The organism is Sphingomonas sp. SP5 (assembly GCF_058313455.1).
Map to the genome: position 1 here is coordinate 75,111 of NZ_JBZFLF010000008.1, position 21,821 is coordinate 96,931.

The 21,821-nt window shown below is 69.4% G+C and carries 18 protein-coding genes; 8 read left to right on the forward strand and 10 right to left on the reverse strand.

The genetic code is table 11. The features are described 5' to 3' along the window. Positions 1-55 precede the first annotated feature (55 nt). Complete coding sequence (locus AC4GY7_RS16730) at positions 56-646, forward strand: NADPH-dependent FMN reductase (RefSeq protein ID WP_491116155.1); 591 nt, start codon at positions 56-58, stop codon at positions 644-646. 31 nt (positions 647-677) lie between these two features. Here AC4GY7_RS16730 and AC4GY7_RS16735 read toward each other — a convergent pair whose 3' ends face one another. From AC4GY7_RS16735 to AC4GY7_RS16745, 3 genes are all read right to left on the reverse strand, one after another. Beyond that, positions 678-1,412 carry an SDR family oxidoreductase gene (locus tag AC4GY7_RS16735; RefSeq protein ID WP_491116157.1) on the reverse strand — a complete coding sequence of 245 codons (735 nt, stop codon included), beginning with the start codon at positions 1,410-1,412 and terminating at the stop codon, positions 678-680. Between the two features lie 7 nt (positions 1,413-1,419). Then, complete coding sequence (locus AC4GY7_RS16740; RefSeq protein WP_491116159.1) at positions 1,420-3,642, reverse strand: hypothetical protein; 2,223 nt, start codon at positions 3,640-3,642, stop codon at positions 1,420-1,422. Positions 3,643-3,728: 86 nt separating this feature from the next. Further along, positions 3,729-5,240 (reverse strand): MFS transporter, encoded by a 1,512-nt coding sequence (locus tag AC4GY7_RS16745; protein ID WP_491116161.1) that lies wholly within the window; start codon positions 5,238-5,240, stop codon positions 3,729-3,731. A gap of 208 nt (positions 5,241-5,448) precedes the next feature. On the opposite strand from AC4GY7_RS16745, the gene AC4GY7_RS16750 reads away from it, so the two are divergent. Then, the gene (locus AC4GY7_RS16750; protein WP_491116163.1) at positions 5,449-6,306 is read left to right on the forward strand and encodes an MBL fold metallo-hydrolase; all 858 of its coding nucleotides are present in this window, start codon (positions 5,449-5,451) and stop codon (positions 6,304-6,306) included. Between the two features lie 19 nt (positions 6,307-6,325). Then, positions 6,326-7,378: a zinc-dependent alcohol dehydrogenase gene (locus AC4GY7_RS16755; RefSeq protein ID WP_491116165.1), complete on the forward strand. Its 1,053-nt coding sequence runs from the start codon at positions 6,326-6,328 to the stop codon at positions 7,376-7,378. Between the two features lie 230 nt (positions 7,379-7,608). Here AC4GY7_RS16755 and AC4GY7_RS16760 read toward each other — a convergent pair whose 3' ends face one another. Beyond that, positions 7,609-8,649 carry a LacI family DNA-binding transcriptional regulator gene (locus tag AC4GY7_RS16760; RefSeq protein ID WP_491116167.1) on the reverse strand — a complete coding sequence of 347 codons (1,041 nt, stop codon included), beginning with the start codon at positions 8,647-8,649 and terminating at the stop codon, positions 7,609-7,611. Between the two features lie 330 nt (positions 8,650-8,979). Between AC4GY7_RS16760 and AC4GY7_RS16765 the strand changes: the two genes are divergently transcribed. Further along, entirely contained in the window at positions 8,980-9,912 is a 933-nt protein-coding gene (locus tag AC4GY7_RS16765) for a hypothetical protein (RefSeq protein WP_491116169.1), read from the forward strand. A gap of 78 nt (positions 9,913-9,990) precedes the next feature. After that, the gene (locus tag AC4GY7_RS16770) at positions 9,991-10,692 is read left to right on the forward strand and encodes a hypothetical protein (protein ID WP_491116171.1); all 702 of its coding nucleotides are present in this window, start codon (positions 9,991-9,993) and stop codon (positions 10,690-10,692) included. 4 nt (positions 10,693-10,696) lie between these two features. On the opposite strand, the gene yghU is transcribed toward AC4GY7_RS16770, so the two are convergent. Beyond that, the gene (yghU, locus tag AC4GY7_RS16775) at positions 10,697-11,575 is read right to left on the reverse strand and encodes a glutathione-dependent disulfide-bond oxidoreductase (protein WP_491116173.1); all 879 of its coding nucleotides are present in this window, start codon (positions 11,573-11,575) and stop codon (positions 10,697-10,699) included. A gap of 142 nt (positions 11,576-11,717) precedes the next feature. Between yghU and AC4GY7_RS16780 the strand changes: the two genes are divergently transcribed. Beyond that, positions 11,718-13,109: a carboxylesterase/lipase family protein gene (locus AC4GY7_RS16780; RefSeq protein ID WP_491116175.1), complete on the forward strand. Its 1,392-nt coding sequence runs from the start codon at positions 11,718-11,720 to the stop codon at positions 13,107-13,109. Here AC4GY7_RS16780 and AC4GY7_RS16785 read toward each other — a convergent pair whose 3' ends face one another. The 4 genes from AC4GY7_RS16785 to AC4GY7_RS16800 all read right to left on the reverse strand — a co-directional run bounded on the left by AC4GY7_RS16785 (position 13,110) and on the right by AC4GY7_RS16800 (position 18,353). Beyond that, on the reverse strand, positions 13,110-14,126 hold the full coding sequence (locus tag AC4GY7_RS16785) for an LLM class flavin-dependent oxidoreductase (RefSeq protein ID WP_491116177.1): 1,017 nt from the start codon (positions 14,124-14,126) through the stop codon (positions 13,110-13,112). Between the two features lie 62 nt (positions 14,127-14,188). Further along, positions 14,189-15,652: a PepSY-associated TM helix domain-containing protein gene (locus AC4GY7_RS16790; RefSeq protein WP_491116178.1), complete on the reverse strand. Its 1,464-nt coding sequence runs from the start codon at positions 15,650-15,652 to the stop codon at positions 14,189-14,191. Continuing rightward, complete coding sequence (locus AC4GY7_RS16795; RefSeq protein ID WP_491116180.1) at positions 15,649-16,194, reverse strand: hypothetical protein; 546 nt, start codon at positions 16,192-16,194, stop codon at positions 15,649-15,651. Before AC4GY7_RS16795 ends, AC4GY7_RS16790 begins: the two co-directional genes overlap by 4 nt. 8 nt (positions 16,195-16,202) lie before the next feature. Beyond that, on the reverse strand, positions 16,203-18,353 hold the full coding sequence (locus AC4GY7_RS16800; protein ID WP_491116182.1) for a TonB-dependent siderophore receptor: 2,151 nt from the start codon (positions 18,351-18,353) through the stop codon (positions 16,203-16,205). A gap of 134 nt (positions 18,354-18,487) precedes the next feature. Between AC4GY7_RS16800 and AC4GY7_RS16805 the strand changes: the two genes are divergently transcribed. Further along, complete coding sequence (locus AC4GY7_RS16805) at positions 18,488-19,765, forward strand: chymotrypsin family serine protease (RefSeq protein ID WP_491116184.1); 1,278 nt, start codon at positions 18,488-18,490, stop codon at positions 19,763-19,765. On the opposite strand, the gene AC4GY7_RS16810 is transcribed toward AC4GY7_RS16805, so the two are convergent. Further along, on the reverse strand, positions 19,746-20,327 hold the full coding sequence (locus tag AC4GY7_RS16810) for a DUF1826 domain-containing protein (RefSeq protein WP_491116186.1): 582 nt from the start codon (positions 20,325-20,327) through the stop codon (positions 19,746-19,748). The genes AC4GY7_RS16805 and AC4GY7_RS16810 overlap by 20 nt on opposite strands. Before the next feature lie 355 nt (positions 20,328-20,682). Here AC4GY7_RS16810 and AC4GY7_RS16815 point away from each other — a divergent pair, with 355 nt between their 5' ends. Then, the gene (locus AC4GY7_RS16815; protein ID WP_491116187.1) at positions 20,683-21,660 is read left to right on the forward strand and encodes a phosphatase PAP2 family protein; all 978 of its coding nucleotides are present in this window, start codon (positions 20,683-20,685) and stop codon (positions 21,658-21,660) included. Positions 21,661-21,821 lie beyond the last annotated feature (161 nt).

Genomic DNA, 21,821 nt, shown 5'->3' on the forward strand with positions numbered 1-21,821 from the left:
GACGGGCGCGGTGATCGTCTCACCGCGCCCCTTTTCCTCTGCAAGGACCCGTCTCATGGCCGACCGCATCCTGATCCTCTACGGCTCGTACCGGTCCGACCGGCAGGGCATCGCGCTGGCCGAATGGCTGGTCACCGCCTTTCGTGCGCGTGGGGCCGAGCCCGAGCTGATCGACGCCAAGGCGGTCGGGCTGCCGATGCTCGACCGCATGTTCAAGGAATATCGGCAAGGCGAGGCGCCGCCGGCGATGGCGGAACTGGCGGCGAAGATCCGCGCGGCCGACGCCTTCGTCTTCGTCACCGGCGAATATAACTGGAGCGTACAGCCGGGCCTCAAGAACCTGACCGACCATTTCCTGGAGGAATGGTATTGGCGCCCCGCGGCGATCGCCAGCTATTCCGCCGGCCGGTTCGCCGGCGCGCGCGCCGGACTCGCCTGGCACGGCATCCTGTCGGAGATGGGGATGGTGGTCACGTCGAGCACGCTGGCGGTCGGCGGCATCGCCCGCGCCTTCGATGCGGACGGCACGCCTACGGGCGAGGGCGGCGCGGCGCTGGAGCGGGCCTTCCCCCGCTTCGCCGACGATCTCGGCTGGTGGACCGATGCGGCGCGCGAGCAGCGCGCGCGCCGCGCGCCGCCCTATTAAGGGCGCATGTCCGCCTGACGCGGATCGGCGGTCAGGCCGTCTTCTGGATCAAGGGTTCGATGCGCAGGTTGACCACGTCGCTGTTCGCCGAGCGGGTGAGGACGAAGCGGATCGCCTCGGCGATCTCCTCGGCGTGCAGCATCTCTGCATCGGCCACCGCCCGGCGTTTCTCCTCGTCGCTGCACTGCTGCATATCGGTGTCGATCGAGCCGGGCTGGATCACGCTCACCCGGATGTTCTTGTCCGCCACCTCCTTGCGCAGCGTTTCGGCAAAGGCCTGGATGCCGGCCTTGGTTGCGGCATAGACGCTTTCACCCGCGGCTTTGATCTCGGTGCTGATCGATCCGACGAACAGCAGGTGGCCACCGCCCTGCCGCTCCATCCGCGCGATCGCCGCCTTGGCGCAGGCGAGATAGCCGACGAGGTTGGTGTCGACGACATAGCGCCAGTCGTCGTCCGCCATTTCGTGGATCGGCTGCGCGCCCAAGGCGGCGCAGGCGACCAGCATGTCGATGCCGCCCAGCGTGTCGTCGACCGCCGCGAAGACCGAATCGATCCCGCCGTGCGTCGCGGCGTCGGCGACGAGCCCGTGCGCGCCGCCCGCGGTGCTGGCCAGCGCATCGTCCAGCTCCTGCTGGTGGCGGCCGAAGGTGAGCACCCGTGCGCCCTCCGCGGCGAGCAGCGCCAGCGTCGCGCGACCGATGCCGGTGGTGCCGCCGGTCAGCAAGATGCGTTTGCCGGCAAGATCGGTGTGGTCGATGGCCATGGCGTTCCTATTCCCAGGTGATGACGAGCCGGCCGTTGGCGGGCACGTGATAGTCGATGCGGTCGGCAGAGGTCGTGTGCGGGCGAACCGCGTCGCCGCCCGCCGTGGTGACATTGCTCTTGGGCAGTTTGCGCCGTTTCAGGCGCACCAGCCGCAGATTGGCGACGCAGGTTTCGCCGCCGTCGAGCTTCAGCGTCAGTGCACGGTCGCCGGTGCGCTCGACGGCGCGCAGCAGATTGTCGCAGAAGAGTATGAAGGGCGCGTTCTCGATCCGGTGAAAGGCGCGCGAGGCGAAGATGAACGCCGCGCCCGCGCCGTACACCTCCTGCCCGACCTGGCCCGCAGGTTCGCCATCCGGGTAGAGATCCTCGAGCGGGAAGGAGAGGGCGTGATCGATATGCCCGTTCGCCTCTCGCTGCAGTTCGGCGATCGCCTCGCGCGGCAGCGCGTCCGGGTAGTAATACCAAGCTCGGGACAGCGCATATTTGATATATTCGCCGATCAGCATGCGCGCCTCGGGCTCCAGGTCCGGGCCGCCGGCGTCGAGATAATGTTCGAACGCGACGAAGCTGTCGAAACATTCGTACATCGCCATATAGGGCGCATCCTGCAGGCAGGTGACCGCCATGAACGTCTCGTAGGATGCGGCATGGCCGATCTGGCTGTCCCAGATCACCGCATTGTGCAGGAAGCTGGCAAGGTAGACGTAGCTTTGTTCGCGGTATACGTCGCGGCCGGTGATCCGCCACATCCGCATGCACGCCGCCGCGCCCCAAGCGGTGAGGTTCGCCTGGTAATTGACGTTGAAGCGCAGCCCCATCGCCGCATCCAGCGCGGCGCGCGCCTCGTCGAGATAGGTCTTGTCGTCAGTCAATTCGAACGCCTGCAGCATCACCCAGGCATAGATGCCGCCGACATCGGTCTGGCCGCGCCCGTCGGCGGGCGCCGTGGCGGTGATGACCGAAAAGTCGGTCACCTTGTACTGGACCGGCCAGACGTAATCGAAATGGCGGGCCGCTTCGATCCCATAATCGATCGCGTCGAGGAACAGCGCGCGGGCATCCTCCTCCCCGTCGAGTGCGAGCACGCCCAGGTTGAGCAGGGGGTGATAGAGGTACCAGCTGTCGACCGCATCCGCGTCCTTGTCCTTGCCGACATTGGGCAGGTAGCGGCGCAGCGTCTTGAGCTTGGGGTCGTAGAATTTGCGCATCCCCGCCTTCAGCTCCGCCTCAAGGGCAAGCGGCTCGTCGCGCCACTTGCCCCAGCCGTGGAGAGCAGTGACGACCGACATCTGCACCATCACGTCAGGATATTCGGCGGCGGTGTAGGGATGGACGTAGCGATGACCGTAGTGGCGGATCGTCGCTTCCGGCGCCGCATCGAGATCGCGCGCGGCGCGCTCGGCGCGGTCCACCCAGTCGCGGAACGCGACCGGCGGCAATTCCAGCATCTTGTAGGCGGCGCCCAGCATCTGGATGAACTGGCGCGCGGATTCACGCTCGTGTGGCGGAGCTTCGTGCCGGAACACCAGCAACGCGTCCGACAGCGTCACCGTCTCGCCGGAGTTGAGCGCTACGTCGGCGGGATCGGCCTTGGGCGAGGGTGTCGGCAGAGTGTAGCCGAGTTCGGGCCAGGCCCCGCCGACGACCTCGCGCGGCTTGGTGCCGGTGGCGCGGAAATAGGCGTTCGAGGCGGTGAGGTTCTGGACATAGAGGACGTTGCCGAACGCCGGCTCGTCGATGCGAAAATAGAGGAGGCCGGTGTTGATCCCGCGCTGCGATGCCTCGACGGTACCGCGCGTCGCGAGCGGATTGTCGTTGCGGCCGAGTGGGTAGAGGTCGCGCGGAGCGAAGGGCAGCACGGTCGGCTGCGCCGGCGTGAAGTCGGTGACGATGCGCAATTGCTCCAACGCCTCGCGATTGGCGGTGAAGCGGATCAGATGTTCGCCGATCGTGCTGGTGAGACGCACCCGTGCCGCTTCGCCGGGCTTGGGCCGCAGCGCCTTGCACGTGAAGGGGGAGGGAACGAAGGCGGTGCGCACCGCAAGGCCGCCGGCATCGGCACGGCGGATGATCGCGAACAGCGAGTCCTGGGTGGCGTGCAACTCGACCTGAAGCTCGCCGACGTCGAAGGCGGCAAGCGGCGGATGCGATTGGCGCAGCGCCTCGCGCAGGGCCAGCAGATAGGGGCTGGTGGGCGTCGGCGCATCGATGATCGCCGTATCGGACATACGGATTCTCCGGTTGCAAGAACGCCGAGGATTACGCCGGCCGGGCTTTGCGGGTTCCAGGCAAACTGCCTGATCTCAGTTACTTGCTAACTTATACCGGTGCCATCGCGGGCCTGTTGGGCGCGGCGCAGGCGGACACGCAGCCGTGCGTCGCGCAGCAGGGCCGCCGGGAGGTCGGTCGCCGCGCGCAGGCCGGCGACGCTGGAGATGTTGCGGATGGTGCGGCGGGTCTCGTTCAGCACCTGACCGACCATCGCGCGGCGTTCGATCTCGCCATGCTCCTCGACCAGCGACAGGCGGTGGATGGCGTAAGTGCCGATGAGGCCGGCTAGGAGGAAGTAGAAGTCCCATTGCGTCAGCACCAGCGGCAGCGAAAGCACGCCGTTGGGGCTGGTCCAGCGCGCGATCAGCGCGAACTGGCGCGCCGCGAAGAAATCGGCGAGCAGCCCGCCGACGATCGGCGCGAGGCCGGCGGCGATGGCGGTGACCATCGCGTTGGTGGCGATATAGGCGGTCGCGGCGCCCTTGGGCGACAGCTTGAGCGCGATATTGGTGCTGGTCAGCGTCACGCCGGCGATCGTCGCGCCCATCACCAGGTGAAGCAGCACCAGCCACGCCTTTACCGCATCGCGATCGGCGAATTGCGAGGCGCCGATCATCGCGACGATAGCGAGGATATAGGCCGGCGCGCAGACCGCGAGCACCGATTTGTTGGCGAACCGGTCGCTCAGCGAGCCCCAAAGGCGCAGCGCCAGGATGTTGGCGATCTGGCTGACGACGCTCAGCACCATCACGAAACTGATGTTCAAGTGCAGCTGGCGGACGATGAACACGGTGAAGAAGGGCGTGGCGAGATTGATCGCAAACTGCCAGCTGCCGACGAAGACGAGCAGGCGGCGGAAATTGGCATCGTGCAGCGGCTGGCGCAGCAGCGCGACGAGATCGATCCGGCCCGGCGCGGGCGGCATCAGCGGTTCGGGCATCGCCGCCACCACCCGCGCGCTGACGAGGCCGGTGATGCAGCCCGCCGCGAACATGCCGGCGAAGACGAGGTCGCGCCCGAACGAGCGCGGCGCGGTGAGGTCGAGTGCCAGTGCCGCGGCGAGGCCGAGGACGAGGCTAATCGCGGTCAGCCGCACCGTGCGCCGGGCGAAGACGCTGCCCAGCCGCTCCTCGGGGGCAAGGTCGCGCATCCAGGCGTTCCACGCGCAGCTGCCGATCGCACCCAGCCCGCACAGCACCAGCTGCGCGACGAGGAAGACGAGGAGCGGGATGGTGCCGCTGAAGAAGGCCGCCGCCGCCATTACCGCCAGCATCGCCCGGCCGGCGAGGCTGGTGGCCACCGCGATCTGCTTGCGCCGGCGCCGCCGCTCGATCAGCTGGATGGCGGGGAGCTGGAGCAATTGCGCGAGGAACGGCGTGCTGGCGAGCACGCCGACCATCACGTTCGATGCGCCGAGATGCAAGGCAAAGGCGGTGAGGATGACGCCGGTGGTCAGCGCCGCGGTGCCGCCCGAAAAGACCGCCTCCGTCACCAGCAGGCGCAGGCCGCGCTCGCGCTCGGCGTCGGTGATCGCGATCTGGGGCTGCAGGGTCATCGGCGCGGGCAACGCCCGTGTGCAGGCGCGGGTTGCTGCAACATGATCTATATCATTGTGAAATAGGCATATTGTGCCGCGACCAAGCGGGCGCTGGCGGGTTTAGCATCCCGAGCGGCGGAGGCAGACCGCGGTCGGTAGGCCGGATCGTACGCTCGACCTATCCCTGCGCGCGGCCGTCTGCCCGCCTCGCGCCATCGTGAGGGGCATGATGCGCATCCACCATCTCAACTGCGGCACCGATTGCCCGCTTGGCGGCGCGCTGTTCGACGGGCGCAGCATCGGCCCGCTGGGAACGCTCGTCTGCCATTGCCTGCTGATCGAGACGGCGGCGCATGGGCTGGTGCTGGTCGACACCGGCTATGGCCTGCGCGACGTCGCGCATCCGCACGACGCGCCCGACCCACGCATCACCCGGCCATGGCGGGCGATGCTCAACATCCGGCTGCGCGAGGAGGATACCGCGGTGCGCCAGATCGAGGCGCTGGGCTTCACCGCCGCCGACGTGCGGCACATCGTGGTGACGCACCTCGATTTCGACCATGCCGGCGGACTGGAGGATTTCCCGCAAGCGACCGTGCACGTGATGGCACGCGAATATGACGATGCGACTGGGCCGCACGCGGGCGTCGTCGCGCGCAATCGCTGGCGCTATTCGCAGCTGGACGAGGTGCAGCAATGGCGGCGCTATGGTGCGCAGGGCGAGCGGTGGTTCGGCTTCGATGCGGTGCGCGGCCTCGATGGCCTGCCGCCGGAAATCCTGCTGGTGCCGCTGCCGGGCCACACCTGGGGCCATGCCGGCGTCGCCGTGGCCCGCGAGGACGGCGGCTGGCTGCTGCACGCAGGCGATGCCTATTTCTATCGCGGGGAGATGCGCGGCGCCCGCCGCCGCTGCACGCCGGGCCTGCGTGCCTATCAGCGGCTGATGGAGGTCGACGCGACCAGCCGCCTCGCCAACCAGGAGCGCCTGCGCCGGCTGTCGGTCGAGCATCGCGAGACGGTGACGATCGCCTGCGCGCACGATCCCGTCGAGCTGGAACGCTGCCTCGCCGGCAGCCCGCTTTGATCGCCATGGAGTTCGCACGATGAAGGCCGCGCTCAAGACCGCCGACGGACGTTTCGCCATCGAGGAGGTGGAGGAGCCTGCGCTGCCCGGCCCCGATTGGGTCAAGGCGCGCATCCGCATGGCGGGCATCTGCGGCACCGACCTGCGCCACTGGAAAAAGCCCGACGAGCATCTCGCCTGCTGCATCATGGGCCACGAACTGGCCGGCGAGGTGGTCGAGGTCGGTGCCGAGGTCGACCATGTCGCGCCGGGCGACCGGGTGCTGATCGAATCGGTGCTGGGCTGCGGGCATTGCGCCTGGTGCCGCGTGCGGCAATACAATCGCTGTCCGGATCTCTACCCGACGCGCCGCGCCAGCGTGTCGCGCGCCTATGCCGAATATGTCGTCGGGCCGGCCCACAAATTCTATAAGCTGCCCGACGCGATCGGCTATGACGATGCCGCGCTGCTCGACACTTATGCGGTGTGCCTCCATGCGCAGCACCTCTCCGGGCTGACGATCAACGCGCGGGTGGCGATCATCGGGGCGGGGCCGATCGGGCTGGGGCAGCTGATGCTGGGCAAGGCGAGCGGCGCCGAGGTGGCGATCGTCGACACCGTGCGCCATTCGCTCGACCTCGCGCGCGAGCTGGGGGCCGACCGAATCGTCGATTCCGCCGGCGAGGATCCGGTCGCGGCGGTGATGGCGATGACCGACGGGCGCGGCGCCGATATCGTGTTCGAATGCGCGGGCGGCGAAGCCATGCCCGAAACGCTGCCGCTCGCCACCCGGCTGGTGCGGCGCGGCGGGCGGGTGGTGATCGTCGGCGGCTTCGACGAGGGCGCGATTCCCATCCCGCTGGAATGGCAGCGGATCCAGATGTCGGAGATCACGCTGATCCCCAGCGCCAGCTTCGCCTATCACGACATCTACGCCGAACAGGCCGAGGTGCTGCAACTGGTGGCGCGCGGCACGTTGCAGACGCAGAAGCTCATCACCCATCGCTTTCCGCTCGACCGGATCAACGAGGCGTTCGATGTGGCGCAGGACAAGACGCGCACCGGCGCGGTGTTCGTCGGGCTGGAGGTATGAACGCCCGGCGATGCCGGCTGCGGGTGAAGGGGCATGCCATCCCGGTATGCTTCGTCACCCCGGACGTGTTCCGGGGTCCACCGTGGCGCAAAATCCATAGCGTATGGGTGTGCGGCACGGTGGATGCCGGACCAGGTCCGGCATGACGGAGTATTGAAGAACACTACCCCGGATCAGACGGCCCATTGCAATAGCCCTACCCTGGCGGGGGGATCGAATGCCGATCGGGCCTAGATCGCTACGTCCGACTGGCGCGCCACCAGCGTCGGCCGGATCACGGCGTCGCCCTCCGCCATCTCGCCCGACAGGGCGGCAAGCAGGGTGCGTGACGCGCTCGCGCCCATCGCGCGGATCGGCAGCCGGACGGAGGTGAGGTTGGGCCACACCCGCGCGGCCATCGGCAGATCGTCGAAGCCGATGACGGACAGGTCCTGGGGCAGGGCGAGGCCGCGCTCGCGCGCCGCCTGCATGACGCCGATCGCCATGTCGTCGTTGAGCGCGAACACCGCAGTCGGCGGTTCGGCGAGGGCGAGCAGCCGGTGCCCCGCCGCGACGCCGCTTTCAAAGGTATAGCCGCCCTCCACATCATGCTCCGCCGCCACCGCGAGCCCGCGCGCGGCGAGCGCGGCGGTGAAGGCATCGCCGCGGACGTGCGACGAGCGATAGGAGGCGGGACCCCGCAAGAGGGCGATGCGGCGGTGGCCGAGGTCGGCGAGCCGTTCCGCCGCCTCGGCCGCGCCCCAGGCGTCGTTGCTCACCACCATGCGTCCGGGCGCGTCGAGGGCGGTGCAGGCGATGCGCACATAGGGGCAGCCGATCGCCTGGAGCAGCGCCACCAGTGCCTCGTCCTCCGACAGGGGCGGCGGCAGGATGACGCCGTCGAGGCGCTGGCGCTGGATCACCGCGCGGATATCGTCGAGCATCGTCGCGGCGTCGCGCCGGCAGGGATGGACGACCAGCTCCATCCCCTCCGGCCGCAGGACGTCGAGGATGCCGAGCTGCATGTTGACGACGTAGGTCGGGCTGGGATTTTCGTAGATCAGCCCGACGAGGAACGACCGGCCGAGCGCCAGGCTGCGCGCCTGCGCATTGGGGCTGAAGTGCAGGTCGCGGATCGCCGCCTCGACGCGGGCGAACATCCGGGGCGTGACATTGGGTTCGCGATTGATGACCCGCGACACCGTCTTCTTGGACACGTTCGCATAGGCCGCGACATCGGTGATCGTCGCGCGCCGCAGCGGGGCCGCGCGGCCTATCGGATCGTCTGCCAAGCTGTCACCGTCCTTCCGTCGTCGTCCTGGGGCTGATCGACACTCAAGATGAGGATTCTCTTCATCCTCCCCCGCCAGGGCAGGGCTATCGCATATGAGGTGTCCGATCCGGGGGTGTTCTTCAATCCTCCGTCATGCCGGACCTGGTCCGGCATCCACCGTGCCGCGTATCGATACACTAGGGGTTTTGCGGCACGGTGGACCCCGGAACAAGTCCGGGGTGACGGAGAATATTGAGATGGTATGCCGCCTCACCCGCAGCCGGCAGCCGTCCGGTGCCGGAATGGTACCGATATGGACATGGCGGTGTGCCGGCCGTAGGCGATGAGGATGGAAAGACTGTACCGCGACGGCGGACCTGTCCGGGCCGCTGCGGTGCTGTTCGCCTATTGCGTCGCGATGGCGCTGTTCTTTCGCGGGCCGCTGACGAGCGGGTTCGACCTCGGTTTCGGTGAGCGCGGCGATGCGATCATCGAGATCAGCATCCTCGAACATTGGCGCAACGTGCTGACCGGCGCGGCGCATTGGCGCGACACCTTCTACTTCCATCCGTACCGCGGCACGCTCGGCTATAACGACGGCTATGTCCTGTACGGGCTGGTCTACAGCGGCTGGCGACTGGTCGCCGATCCGTTTCACGCCGATACGCTCAACATCTGGACGTTCAAGACGATCGGCTTCGTCGCCGCCTATCGGCTGACCGCCCGTACACTCGCCCGCGGCTGGATCGCGGGGGCGCTGGTCGCCTTGCTGTGGACGGTGGCGAGCAACATCCACCTGCAGGCGGTGCATGCGCAATTGCAGAGCGTGGCGTTGCAGCCGGTGGCGATGATGCTGGCGATCGGCGCGGTGCGCGCGGAGCGGGACGGGCGCCGCGTTCGGGCGCGCGTGCTGGCGGTGATGCTCGCCGCGCTCATCGCCGCCTGGCTGATGACCGGTTACTACATGGCCTGGTTCACGATCTTTTCGGCGTGCCTGTTCGTCGCCTGCTGGGCCGCCCTGAGCGGCCGGTGGCGGCCTGCCGCGGCGGGGCGGCTGGCGCGCGATCATGGTGCGACGCTCGCCTGCGGCCTGGGCGCCTTTGCGGTGCTGATCGTGCCGTTCCTCGCCACCTACCTGCCGACGATGCGCGAGACGGGGGGCGAACCCTATCAGGAGATGCTGGGCTATCTGGTGACGCCGGGCATCGACATGGTGAACGTCGGCGCGGGCAATTACCTGTGGGGCTGGCTGTTCCGGCCGTTGCTGGCGCTGGCGCACTAGCTGCTGCCCGAGGACCCGGCGCTGCCGGGCCGCGTCTTCGGCGGCGAGCATGAAGCGGGGCTGCCGCCGATCCTCGCCGTGCTGGTGCTGGCGGCGGCGTGGCGGATCGTGGTGCGGCGGCGGGTCGGGATCGATCGGACGGCGCCGGTCGCATGGCGCGCCTTCGCGCTGGCGATGATGGTCGCCTGGGTGCTGACGCTGCAATTCTGGTACGCCTCGCCCTGGGGGCTGGTGTTCGAGCTGGTGCCGGGCGCCAAGGGGATGCGCGTGGTGTCGCGCTACCAATTGTGGCTGACGCTGCCGTTCCTGCTGATCGCGCTCGCCGCCTGGCAGGAGCACGCCGGGCGCCTCGCTGCGGCGCGGCCGTGGCTGGCGGCGGGGCTGGCGGGCGTGCTGGTCGTCGAGAACCTGAGTGCGGAAACGCCGGCGCAGCTGAGCCGCAGCCGCCATGCCGCTGCGCTCGCCGCCATTCCGGCGCCGCCGGCGGGCTGCACCAGCGTCTACGTCGTGGCGACGCGGCAGGCCGAGCCGCTGTACATCAACGCCGAGCTGCACGCGCTCTACCCGCACAATGTCGATGCGATGCTGCTCGCCGAGCGCTGGCAGGTGCCGACGATCAACGGCTTTTCCACCTTCAACCCGCCCGACTGGGCGTTCGGCGCGCCGTGGGCGGCGGATTACGATGCGCGCGCGCTTGCCTATGCGCGGCAGCATGGGCTCACCGGGCTGTGCCGGCTCGACGTGCGCGATGCGCAGCCGTGGCGGCGCGTGACGGGGTGATGCGTCAGCCGCCGGCGAGCGTCCGGTCGATGTCCGCCGCCTCGTGGCGTTCGCGCAGGAACGTGCCGGGTTCGCCGGTGACGCGGTTGACGATGCGGCCACGCCGCACCGGCTCGCGCGCGGCGATCGCCGCCGACCAGCGGGCGAGATGTGGATAGGCGCCGACGTCGAGAAACGCCTGCGCGTCATAGGCGCCGTTGAGCAGCCCGCCATACCATGGCCACACCGCCATATCGGCGATCGTATAGGTGTCGCCGGCCAGATAGTCGCGCGTCGCCAGATGCGTGTCGAGCACGTGCAGCTGGCGCTTCGCCTCCATCGCATAGCGGTCGATCGCGTACTGGATCTTGAACGGGGCATAGGCGTAGAAATGGCCGAAGCCGCCGCCGACGAAGGGGGCCGAGCCCATCTGCCACATCAGCCAGTTGATCGTTTCGGCACGGGCCGCGGGCGCGCTCGGCAGGAAGGCGCCGAACCGCTCGGCAAGGTAGAGCAGGATCGATCCGCTTTCGAACAGGCGCGTCGGCGGCGTCGTTCCATGGTCGGCGAGCGCCGGGATCTTGGAATTGGGATTGAGCGCGACGAAGCCGCTGCCGAACTGGTCGCCCTTGCCGATCTCGATCAGCCAGGCGTCATATTCCGCCCCGGCATGGCCCGCAGCGAGCAGCTCCTCGAGCAGGATCGTCACCTTCTGCCCGTTGGGCGTGCCGAGCGAATAGAGCTGCAGGGGGTGGCGGCCGACCGGCAGCGGCGCGTCATGCGTCGCGCCGGAGACGGGGCGGTTGATCTGGGCGAACTGGCCGCCGTTCGATCGGTCCCATTCCCACACCGCGGGCGGCACATAGCCTGTGGGCTGGTTGTTCGCACCGGCTTCATCGGTCATTGTACCTGTCCTTTATCCTCGTGTCGCTGCGCATAGCCGAGTGGGCAGTCGGGGACGAGCCCGTCTGCGGCACGGCGGTTGCCGGCTGCCGTGCGGGCGTGGCAGCATAAGGCAAACGACTGGCAGGGCAGAGGATTTGGATATGGCGGGGTTCCCGATCGGGCAGGTGCTGGCCGCGGTGGCAGCGACGGTGGCAGGCGGCGTGGCGTCATCCGCCTCCGCGCCGGACCGGTTCGTCGTCGCGACCGCAGACGGGCCGGTGCGCGGGGCGAGCGAGGCGGGTGTCGATTCCTGGAAGGGGATTCCCTTTGCCGCGCCGCCGGTCGGTGCCCTGCGCTGGCGGGCGCCGCAGGCTCCGGCACGCTGGACCGCGATCCGTGACGCCCGCCGCTATGCCGCCGACTGCATGCAGCTGCCCTTCCCGAGCGACGCGGCGCCGCTCGGCACGACCCCGGCGGAGGATTGCCTGTACGCCAACGTCTGGAGGCCGGCGGGAACGCGTGTGGGGGCCAGGCTGCCGGTGATGGTGTGGATCTACGGCGGCGGCTTCGTCAACGGCGGGTCGTCGCCGCCGACCTATAGCGGTGCGGCGCTGGCGCGGCAGGGCATCATGGTGGTGAGCTTCAACTATCGGCTGGGGCGGTTCGGCGCCTTTGCCCATCCTGCGCTGGGCAAGGAAGGTGGTCCGCGCCAGATCGATTTCGGCCTGCTCGACCAGCTGGCTGCGCTGCGCTGGGTGCAGGCCAATGTCGCGCGCTTCGGCGGCGATCCGCGGGCGGTGACGATCGTCGGCGAAAGCGCTGGCGGCCGATCGGTGCACGCGCTCGTCACCTCGCCGGCGGCGCGTGGGCTGTTCCGCGCCGCGGTGGTGCAATCGGGCGGGTCGGCGGCGCCGGACCCGAATGGCATCGCTACGGCGGATGCGGCGGGGATCGCCTTTGCGCAAGCGAAGGGGATCGCCGCCGACGATCCGCAGGCCGCGGAGCGGCTGCGCGCGCTACCCGCCCAACAGGTCGTCGACGGCCTCAACCTCGCGACGTTGGGCCGCGCGATGGGGTATACCGGGCCGGTACCCGACGGCCGTAATTTCGTGGATGTCGGAACTGCGTATCGCACCGGCCGCTTCGCGCACGTGCCGGTGATGATCGGCGCGACCAGCGACGATATCGGCGGCCCCGCCGGCCCGATGATCGCCGGCGCGCGGGAGATCGCGGGCCTGCTCGCCGGGCAGGGCGTGCCGGTCTATTACTACCGCTTCGACTATGTCGCGGGATCGGCGCGGACGCCGGACACCAAGGGCGCGGCGCATGCCACCGACATCCCCTTCTTCTTCGATACCGCGGAGATCAAGTACGGCGACCGCACCGCCGCGACCGATCGCACCGCGGCGCGGGTGATGAGCCGCTACCTGGTCGATTTCGTCAAGCGCGGCGATCCCAATGGCGGCGGCACGCCCTGGCGGCCGTATCGCGACACCGACCGGGCGATGCTGACGCTGACCCCGGCCGGCACCGCGACGCTGGCGCCGGAATGATCAGCGCCAGCCGAGTGCCGGCGCGACGTGGCGCAGCACGCCCTCGATCACATGGGCGTTATAGGCGACGCCCAGCTGATTGGGGACGGTGAGCAACAGCGTGTCGGCTTCGGCGATCCCCTCGTCCGCGCGCAACTGCTCGATCAGCCGGTCGGGCTCGGCGGCATAGGAGCGGCCGAACACCGCGCGCATGTTGTCGATGACGCCGATCTGGTCGCTGCTGTCGCCCCGGCCGAAATAGGCGCGATCCTGCTCGTTGAGGATCGGGAAGATCGAGCGCGACACCGATACGCGCGGGGTGCGGGCATGCCCCGCCTCGGCCCAGGCTTCGCGATAGACGCGGATCTGCCGCGCCTGCTGGACGTGGAAGGGTTCGCCGCTTTCGTCCGCCTTCAGCGTCGAGCTTTGCAGGTTCATGCCGAGCTTCGCCGCCCAGACGGCGGTGGCGTTGTTGCCCGATCCCCACCAGATCCGGTCCTTCAATCCCTCGGCATGCGGCTCCAGCCGCAGCAGGCCCGGCGGGTTGGGGAACATCGGACGCGGATTGGGCTGGGCAAAGCCTTCGCCGTTCAGCAGCTGGAGGAACACCTCGGCATGGCGGCGGCCCATGTCGGCGTCGCTCTCGCCGGCGGCGGGTGCGTAGCCGAAGTGACGCCAGCCGTCGATCACCTGCTCGGGCGAGCCGCGGCTGATGCCGAGTTGCAGCCGCCCGCCGCTGATGAGGTCCGCCGATCCCGCATCCTCGACCATGTAGAACGGGTTTTCGTAGCGCATGTCGATGACGCCGGTGCCGATCTCGATGCGGCTGGTGCGCGCACCGACCGCGGCGAGCAGCGGGAAGGGGGAGGCGAGCTGCTGCGCGAAATGGTGGACGCGGAAATAGGCGCCGTCGGCGCCCAGTTCCTCGGCGGCGACGGCGAGGTCGATCGACTGGAGCAGCACGTCGCGTGCCGAGCGCGTCGCCGATCCAGGCGCGGCGGACCAATGGCCGAACGACAGGAAACCGATGTTCTTCATGGGGCTGGGGTCCATCTGCTTGACCGGCCCAAGCTGAGGACGACGGACGGCCGCGACAAGGCTCAGGCGGGAACCGCTGCGTTTCCGTAACGGGCCGGGCGCGCGGCGACCATCCGCGGCAGCAGCATCAGGGCGGCGCCGAACAGCGCCATGGCCACGTCGATCCCCAGCACGGGCAGCGGCGCGGCGTGGAACAGCGCGAGATGGGCGAGCGCCGTCGCGATCGTGCCGGCCGCCGTCGCGTCGCGCAGCGGCAGCGCGAGGACCCAGCCCGGCCGCACCGCCGCGACGACCAGCGCGGCGGCGAGCGATCCCCAGAAGGCGGCGACCAGCGGCGCCTCGGCCCCAGCCAGCGCGCGCAGCCAGATCGTGGCGACGAGCACGAGCGGCGTTCCCCACACGATCACCGCCCATGCCGCGGCAAGGTGCGTTCCGCCGAGGCCGCGGCGGCGGCGCTTCTGCAACCACAAGGTGGTGCCGGTCGCGGTGACGACGCACAGGGCAAGGCCGAGCAGCATATAGGCGACCTCCACCGCCAGGCCGCCGTAATTGCCGAAATGGAGGTTGTAGGTGGAGGCCGCGACCTGCTTGCCGATCGCGCCGTCCGACAGGCCGAGCGCTCCGGTGAAGCGCCCGGCGGGATCGAAGGTGAAGGTTTCGCCGTAGATCAGCCGCCGCGGCAGTTCGGCGATGATCTGCACATGGCTGCCCCGCGTCGCCGGATCATGGACGATGACATAGGTCGGCGCGGCGTCGGGCATGCGGGCGTGCAGCGTCGCCAGCGCGGCGGTGATATCGGCGAGCGGGGCGGGCGCGGCATCGGCGGGCGGTTCGGTGCCGAAGATCGGGGCATAGGCCTGTTCCAGCGTGCCGCCGGACGCCTTGGCCAGCACCGAGAAGCCGACGCTGCCGAGGCCGATGAACGCGCCGGTCAGCGCCACCGCCAGTACGAAGGGCAGGGTCCACACCCCCAGCCGGTTGTGCCAGTCGGCGCGCGCGATCTGGTCGTTGTGGCGCATGCGCAGCCGGAAGGCGTCGCGGACGATGCGCGGATGCGCGAGCACGCCGGTCAGCACCAGTGCGCACAGCGCCACGCCGAGCGCGCCGACCAGGATCATGCCCCAGCTCGCCGGCAGATGCAGATATTCGTGCAGGGCGATGACGAATTCTGTCCAGGCATGCGCCTCGCGCCCCGTCACCCGGCCGCTCGCATCGACGTACCAGCCGCCGTGGTCGGTGGTCACCACCGCGCGCGGCAGGTCGGTGGTCGGCATGCGCAGGTAGAGGTGCGTGGTCGCCGGCTTGCCCGCGTCCTGCGCCAGCCCCGCGGCCATCGCCGCCTGCGCCGCCTGCGGGGTCATCACCGCGGTTTCGGCAATCGTCGGCTGTTCCCAGCGCTGCCAGCGATCGTGGATGACGACGATCGTGCCGGACAGCGCGATGAGATAGAGGAGCGCGCTCACCAGCAGGCCGATCGCGGCATGGCCGCCGAGCGCGCGCTGCACCAGCGTCTGCGGCCGGCTCATGCCGCGCCCCACAAAGCGGTGCCGAGCAGCGCGGTGGCGAGCGGCGCTGCGATCATGCGGGCGGGGCCGCTGCGGGTCATCTGCCACGTCATCAACAGGCCCCATGCCATGGGTTGCAGCAGCAGCGTGAGCGCGGTCGCGTCCGCCGCATCGGCGCCGCCGCTCCGCGCCAGCGCCTGTGCCCCGAACGCCAGCCACTGCGCCGCCGCGAAGGCGACCGGCACCGCCAGCACGAACACCGCCACGCGGCGGGCGAGATCGCTCCAGCGCCGCGGCAGCAGGATCGCCGGTGCCTCGCGCGGCGGCCGTGCGATCTTCGCCGGCGAAATCCAGCCGGCGTGGAAGACGATGGCCAGCACACAGGCCATGCCGACGATCGTGCCGATCGCCACCCCCCAGGCGCCGTCCCGCGCGACGAGCAGGGCGAGGCCCAGCATCGCCGCCGCCCAGCCGGCCGCCGCCGCGGCCCGCCCGCCGTCCCAGCCGAAGCGGACCAGCAGCATGCCGGCGGCGATCAGGATCAGGGCGGCGGGGATCGTCATGGCCGCGATCAGTAGCGCACGCTCACCGTCCCCAGGATCGTCCGCGGCGCGGCATAGCGGCTCTGGTCGAAGGTGAGGGCGGTCAGGTATCTGGCGTTGGTCGCATTCTGCAGGTTGGCGCTCACCGCGACATGATCGGTCAGCGCATAGCGCGCGACGAGATCGACGGTGGCGACATCGCCCTGCGTCAGGCGGACGGGCTGGCCGGTCGTGCTCGAAACCGCGCCGGGCACGAAGTAGAAGCGGCTCTGGTAGTTGACCGATGCGCCGAGCTTCAGCTGGCGGAATGCCTCGGGGCTCCAGGTGACGTTCAGGCGCCCGGTGTTGCGCGGCACGAAGGTGCGCACCGGCTGGTCGTCCTCCCCGCGCACGCGCATGACGGTGAAGCCGCCGGTCACCTGCACGCCGGCCGCGGGCTGGCCGCTCATCTCGATCTCGATACCCTGCGATGTCGCGTCGACGCCCTTGTAGATCTGCCGGCCGAGCACCGTGTCGAAACCCGCCGCCTCCGCGGTGTTGTTCTGCCGCGCCTGGAACACCGCGGCGCTGGCGTTGAACCGCCCGCCGAACCACGCACCCTTCAGCCCTGCCTCCAGATTGTCGCCGGTGATCGGCGCGAGCAGGCGGTTGCCGGCGTCGAACTGGGTTTGCGGATTGAAGATCGTCGCATAGCTCGCATAGGCGCTGATCGTCGACGTCAGGTCGTAGGTCGCGCCGACGAAGGGCAGGAAGCGGCGATTGTCGTAGTTGGTCGGCGTGCCGTACGACGCGCCCTCGCTGGCCGCATGGGTCAGGTTGCCGCCGAGCATCACCTTCAGCGGATCGGCGAGATTGAGGCGGACCAGGCCGTACACCGTCTCGCGCCGCGTATGGGAATTGAGGCTGAGGTCGTAGGGCGACGGGAAATTGGGCTTGGGGAAGGTGCCGTCGAACAAGGTATCGAGCGGCAGGAAGACGTTGATCGCCGCCTGGTCGTAGCTCGAATATTGCCGGTAGCGTTCGGCCCCGCGCTGCACGCCGAACATCACGTCGTGCTCGCGCCCGCCGACGGCGACCTTGCCGCTGGCATAGGCGTCTATGGTCAGGTTGCGCGCTTCGCCCTTGAAGGCGCCGGGATAGCTCTGGATGCCGACCGGCTTGCCATCCGCATCGGTGCCGATCCCGCCCGGCGCCCCGCGTACCGGGTTGCCGAAGATGTAGAACAAGGTGTCGGCTTCGCTGGTCGCCTTGCGCAGCACGCTCAACTTGGCGGTCCAGCCGTTGCCGAGGTCGTGTGTCAGGTCGCCGAAGATCTGGCGGTCGACGACGCCCCAGCTCGACCATTCCGGCGCATAATTGCTGTCGCGCCTGAAATCGATCCGCGTGCCATCGGTGTAATAGAGCGGAATCGCGCCCCACATCGCGCCATGGCTGCGATGGTCCTGGTGGCCGTAGCCGCCGCTCAGCACCGTGTTCGGCCCCAGATCCGCCTCGACGATGCCATAGCCGGTCCAGCGGCGCAGGCGGTACCGGTCGAGGTAGCTGTCGGTGTCGAGGTAGGATCCGACCGCGCGTGCGCGGATGCCGCCATCCTTGGTCAGCGGCACGCTGACGTCGCCGTCGAGACGCAGGTTGTCGAACGAGCCATATTGCGCGGCACCCGACACCTTGAACTCGCGATAGGGACGCTTGCGGATGAAGTTGATGACCGCCGAGGGATTGCCGGTCGGCGACAACAGGCCCGGCGCGCCGCGCACCACCTCGACCCGGTCATAGGCCGCGGTGTCGATCGACCCGGTCTGGATACCGAAGGAGAAGGGCTGGCCGACCCCGTCGATCTGGAAGGTCTGGATGTCGAAGCCGCGCGCCGAGTAATACACCCGGTCCGTCTCGCCGGCGAGCACGTTGACCCCCGGTACGGTGGCGAGCAGCGCATTGACGTCGTTGAGCTGGAAATCCTCGATCTGCGCGCGGGTGACGACGCTGACCGACTGCGGCGTCTCGCGCAGGCTCAGCGGCAGGCGGGTGGCGGTGCGCTGATCCTTGACCCCATAATCCTCGCTGCCTTCGCTGCGCTTGCCGGTGACGACGATGTCGTCGCTGCGCTGCGGGTCGGCGACCGGATCGGTATTCGCTGCAACCGCCGCGGTGGCCGCCAGCAAGGCGATGAAGGCCGTCATGTCTCGTGAAACTCCCTGAACTCAGGGCGCGGCATAGCGCAGATTTTGGCTATTGCAAGTCGTTATCATTATACGTGGGTGGCACGGGTGCCGGCGTTCAGGATGCAGCTAGGTTGCTGCGCTAGATTGGCGCCGTGGGGTGGATCGCGCGGATCGGTGGAATGGTAGCGGCGGCGCTCGCCATGGCGGCAGCCCCGGCGGCGGCGCAGGTCGTCGCGCCGCCGGTGGCCGCGACCCAATCTGGCGATACGGCATTGCTGCAGGACGCCGCCGCGGTGGCGAACCGGCTCGGCGTGCCGCTCGACGCGGCGGTGCGCCAGTTGCGCTTGCAGGCGGCGAGCGGCCCGCTCACCGACGCACTCGCCGCACGCTACGCCGGGCGCCTGGCCGGCATCGCCATCGATCATCGTCCGGCGTTCCGCATCGTGGTGCTGCTGACCGGCGATGTGCCCGTTCCCGACGAGACGGTGCTGCTGGACGGCGAACCCGTGGTCGTGACCTATCGCACCGGTGCCGCCGCCAGCCATGCCGAACTGGTGCAGGCGATCGCCGCCTATCAGCAGCCGATCCGGCAGAGCCTGCTTGCGCCGCCCGGCATGGGCCTCGATCCGCGGACTGGCGAGCTAGTCGTCGTGGTGGCCCCGCGCGACGTCGATCGGGAAGGGGCGGGGCCGCTCGCCGCCCGCCTTGCCGCGCTCACGCATGTGCCGGTGCGGCTGCGGGTGATCGACACGCCGGCGCTCGACATGGCCGGCGCCGGCATCCAGGGCGGGGCACGCGTCACCGGCAGTCCGCCGGGCGATTCGCACCGCTATCTGTGCACCGCCGGCTTCGTCGTCACCGACGGACTGCGCACTGCGCTGGCGACGGCGGCGCATTGCCCCGATGCGCTGAGCGCTCGCGACGCGGAGGGGCGCGACACCGACCTGCCCTTCGTCGGCCAGTGGGGCTGGGGCAACCAGGACGTGCAGATCAACGCCAGCGCCGTGCCGCTCGCGCCGCTGTTCTTCGCCGATACCGCCCGCACCGTCAGCCGCCCGGTCACCGGCGCGCGCGGCCGGGCGGGAACGCGCGCCGGCGACGTCGTCTGCCATCGTGGCGAGCGCACCGGCTACAGCTGCTCGCTGGTCGAGCTGACCGATTTCGCGCCGGCCGGCGACCTGTGCGGCGGCGCCTGCCTGCCGACCTGGACCACGGTCGCCGGGCCGGTGTGCAAGAGCGGCGACAGCGGTAGCCCCGTGTTCCTCGGCACCACCGCTTACGGAATCCTGAAAGGCGGCAGCTATCGCGCCGACGGCAGCTGCGCCTTCTATTTCTATATGTCGACCGACTATCTGCCGGTCGGTTGGCAGCTGCTCACCGCCGCTTCGCCGCCGACGCCAGCACCCGCGATCATGCCAGCGGATCGATGACCAGCAACAGCCGGTCGGTGCCGCTCCCCGCGATCGGCGGCGAGCGATGGAGGATCGCCGGCTCCTCGGCCCAGCGCCGGCCCTTGAAGATCGCGACCTCGCCCGCGGCCAGCTGTTCGGGCGGGCCGTCCTCGCCGACGCGCATCCATTGCGTGCCCGCCCCCGCCAGCGTGGTGAGCAGCCGCGCGGTGACGTGATCGGCGTGGAAGCGGCGGCAGGCGTCGGTCTCCACCACCTCCAGCCGGATGCGCAACCGGTCGGCGGCCATGATCGCGGCGAACATCGCCGCCAGCGACACGATCTCGCGCACCGCATCCGCCGGCGCGCGATGGCCCGCATCGGCAAGGATGACGGGAAGCATGGTGTCGAGTGCGGCAAGCTCCAGCTCCGCATCGACATCGTCCAGCGCGGCACGATCCGCCTCCGCCAGCGCGGCGAACGCGGGCGGCAGCGACCGGCGCCAGATCGCCAGATGGACCTCCGGCACGACGATGCGGGCCAGCACCAGCGAATCGGCGCCGGTCGCCACCGCCTCGGTCCGGGCGAGCGCGGCGACGCTCATGCCGCCGTCTCCGCCATGCGCTCGCCCCGGGCGGGGAACGGATCGGCAGGGGCGGTCCCCAGCCCCGGCGTGAACCCGGTCGCGCGAACCGGCGCCGCGTCGAGGCGTCGGCGGATCCACGCTGCGTCCATGCCGATCACCGCCACGCGCCACTCGGCATGGTTGGCGGGAACTGGTTCACAGGTGAGCGCGTGTCCGTCATTCGCCTCGACTCCTTCGAGATATGATACATAGTATCACGATCCATGAGGCGAGGCGATCCTGTCCGGCGTGCGGGACGCACGGCTTGCCGGACATGTTCATAGTGGAGCAAGGTACGCTGGCGGAGGCGGATGCCTCCAAGAGAGTGTCGCCCTTGCCCCACAGTTATGCCGCCGATGCCTATGCCGCCGCCGAACGTTATGCCGGGTCCGGGCCGATACCCGCCGCGCCGCCAATGCGGGGTTATGGCCGGCCGTTGCTGGCCGCGATCGCGGCGAGCCTGGTGGTGGTCGCGCTGCTGCTGCACGCGGCGGGGCTGTCGATCGTGCCGTCCAGCAGGGGCAACCTGCCGTATCTGCTGTGCGGCGGCCTCGCGCTGGCGGTGCGGCTCACCGCCGCGCGGCTGCCGTGGCGGCACGGGCAGGTGGTGGCGGACATTGCCGAATTCTATGCGCTGTTCACGCTTATCGCGCTGACCGGCGCGGTGGCGAGCTACCCGATCGCGGCGCTCACCCACGGGTTCCACGATGCCGCCCTCCAGCGAATCGATTCGGCGATGGGGTTCGATTGGCTCGCCTGGTACCGGACGACCGCGGCGCATCCCTGGCTGCAGACACTGGGGCTGGGCGCCTATCGCAGCATCTATCTGACGCCCGCCGTGCTGCTCGGCTATGCGGCGATGCAGGGGGAGCGGCTGATGGCGCAGCGGTTTCTCGCCACCTTCTGGCTAACTGCGGTGGCGACGCTGGTCCTCTATGCGTTCATGCCGGCGGTCGGCCCCTTCTCATACCTATGGCATGGGGCGATCCCCTATATGCCGGAGAGCGAGCAATGGCAGCAGGGGCTGATCCCGGCCTTGCGGGACGGACATGTCCGCATCGTCGACCTCGCTCACCTGCGGGGCCTGGTGTCCGCACCGAGTTTCCACACCGCCGCGGCGGTGATCTACGTCCGGACCGCGTGGCGAATCGCCGTTCTCCGCTGGCCCGTGCTGGCGCTGAACGCGGCGATGCTGCTCGCGACGCCGGTGGAGGGCACCCATTATCTCGCCGATATGATGCTGGGCGCGATGGTCGCTGCGGCAGCGATCCTCGTCCTGCACCGCGCGATGCCGGAACGCACCGCAGGCTAGCAGCTGCCGACAGGGGTGAGCGGCGAAGGTTCCGGACTTTCGTCAAAAAATTGCAAAATGGTGTTGACGGGGTTGTGAGGTGGGCCTAGATGGGTGTCACCGCAGCGGCGGGCCGGACGGCTTGCTGGAGTGGTCATCGACAACCAGGCGCTTGTATCGCT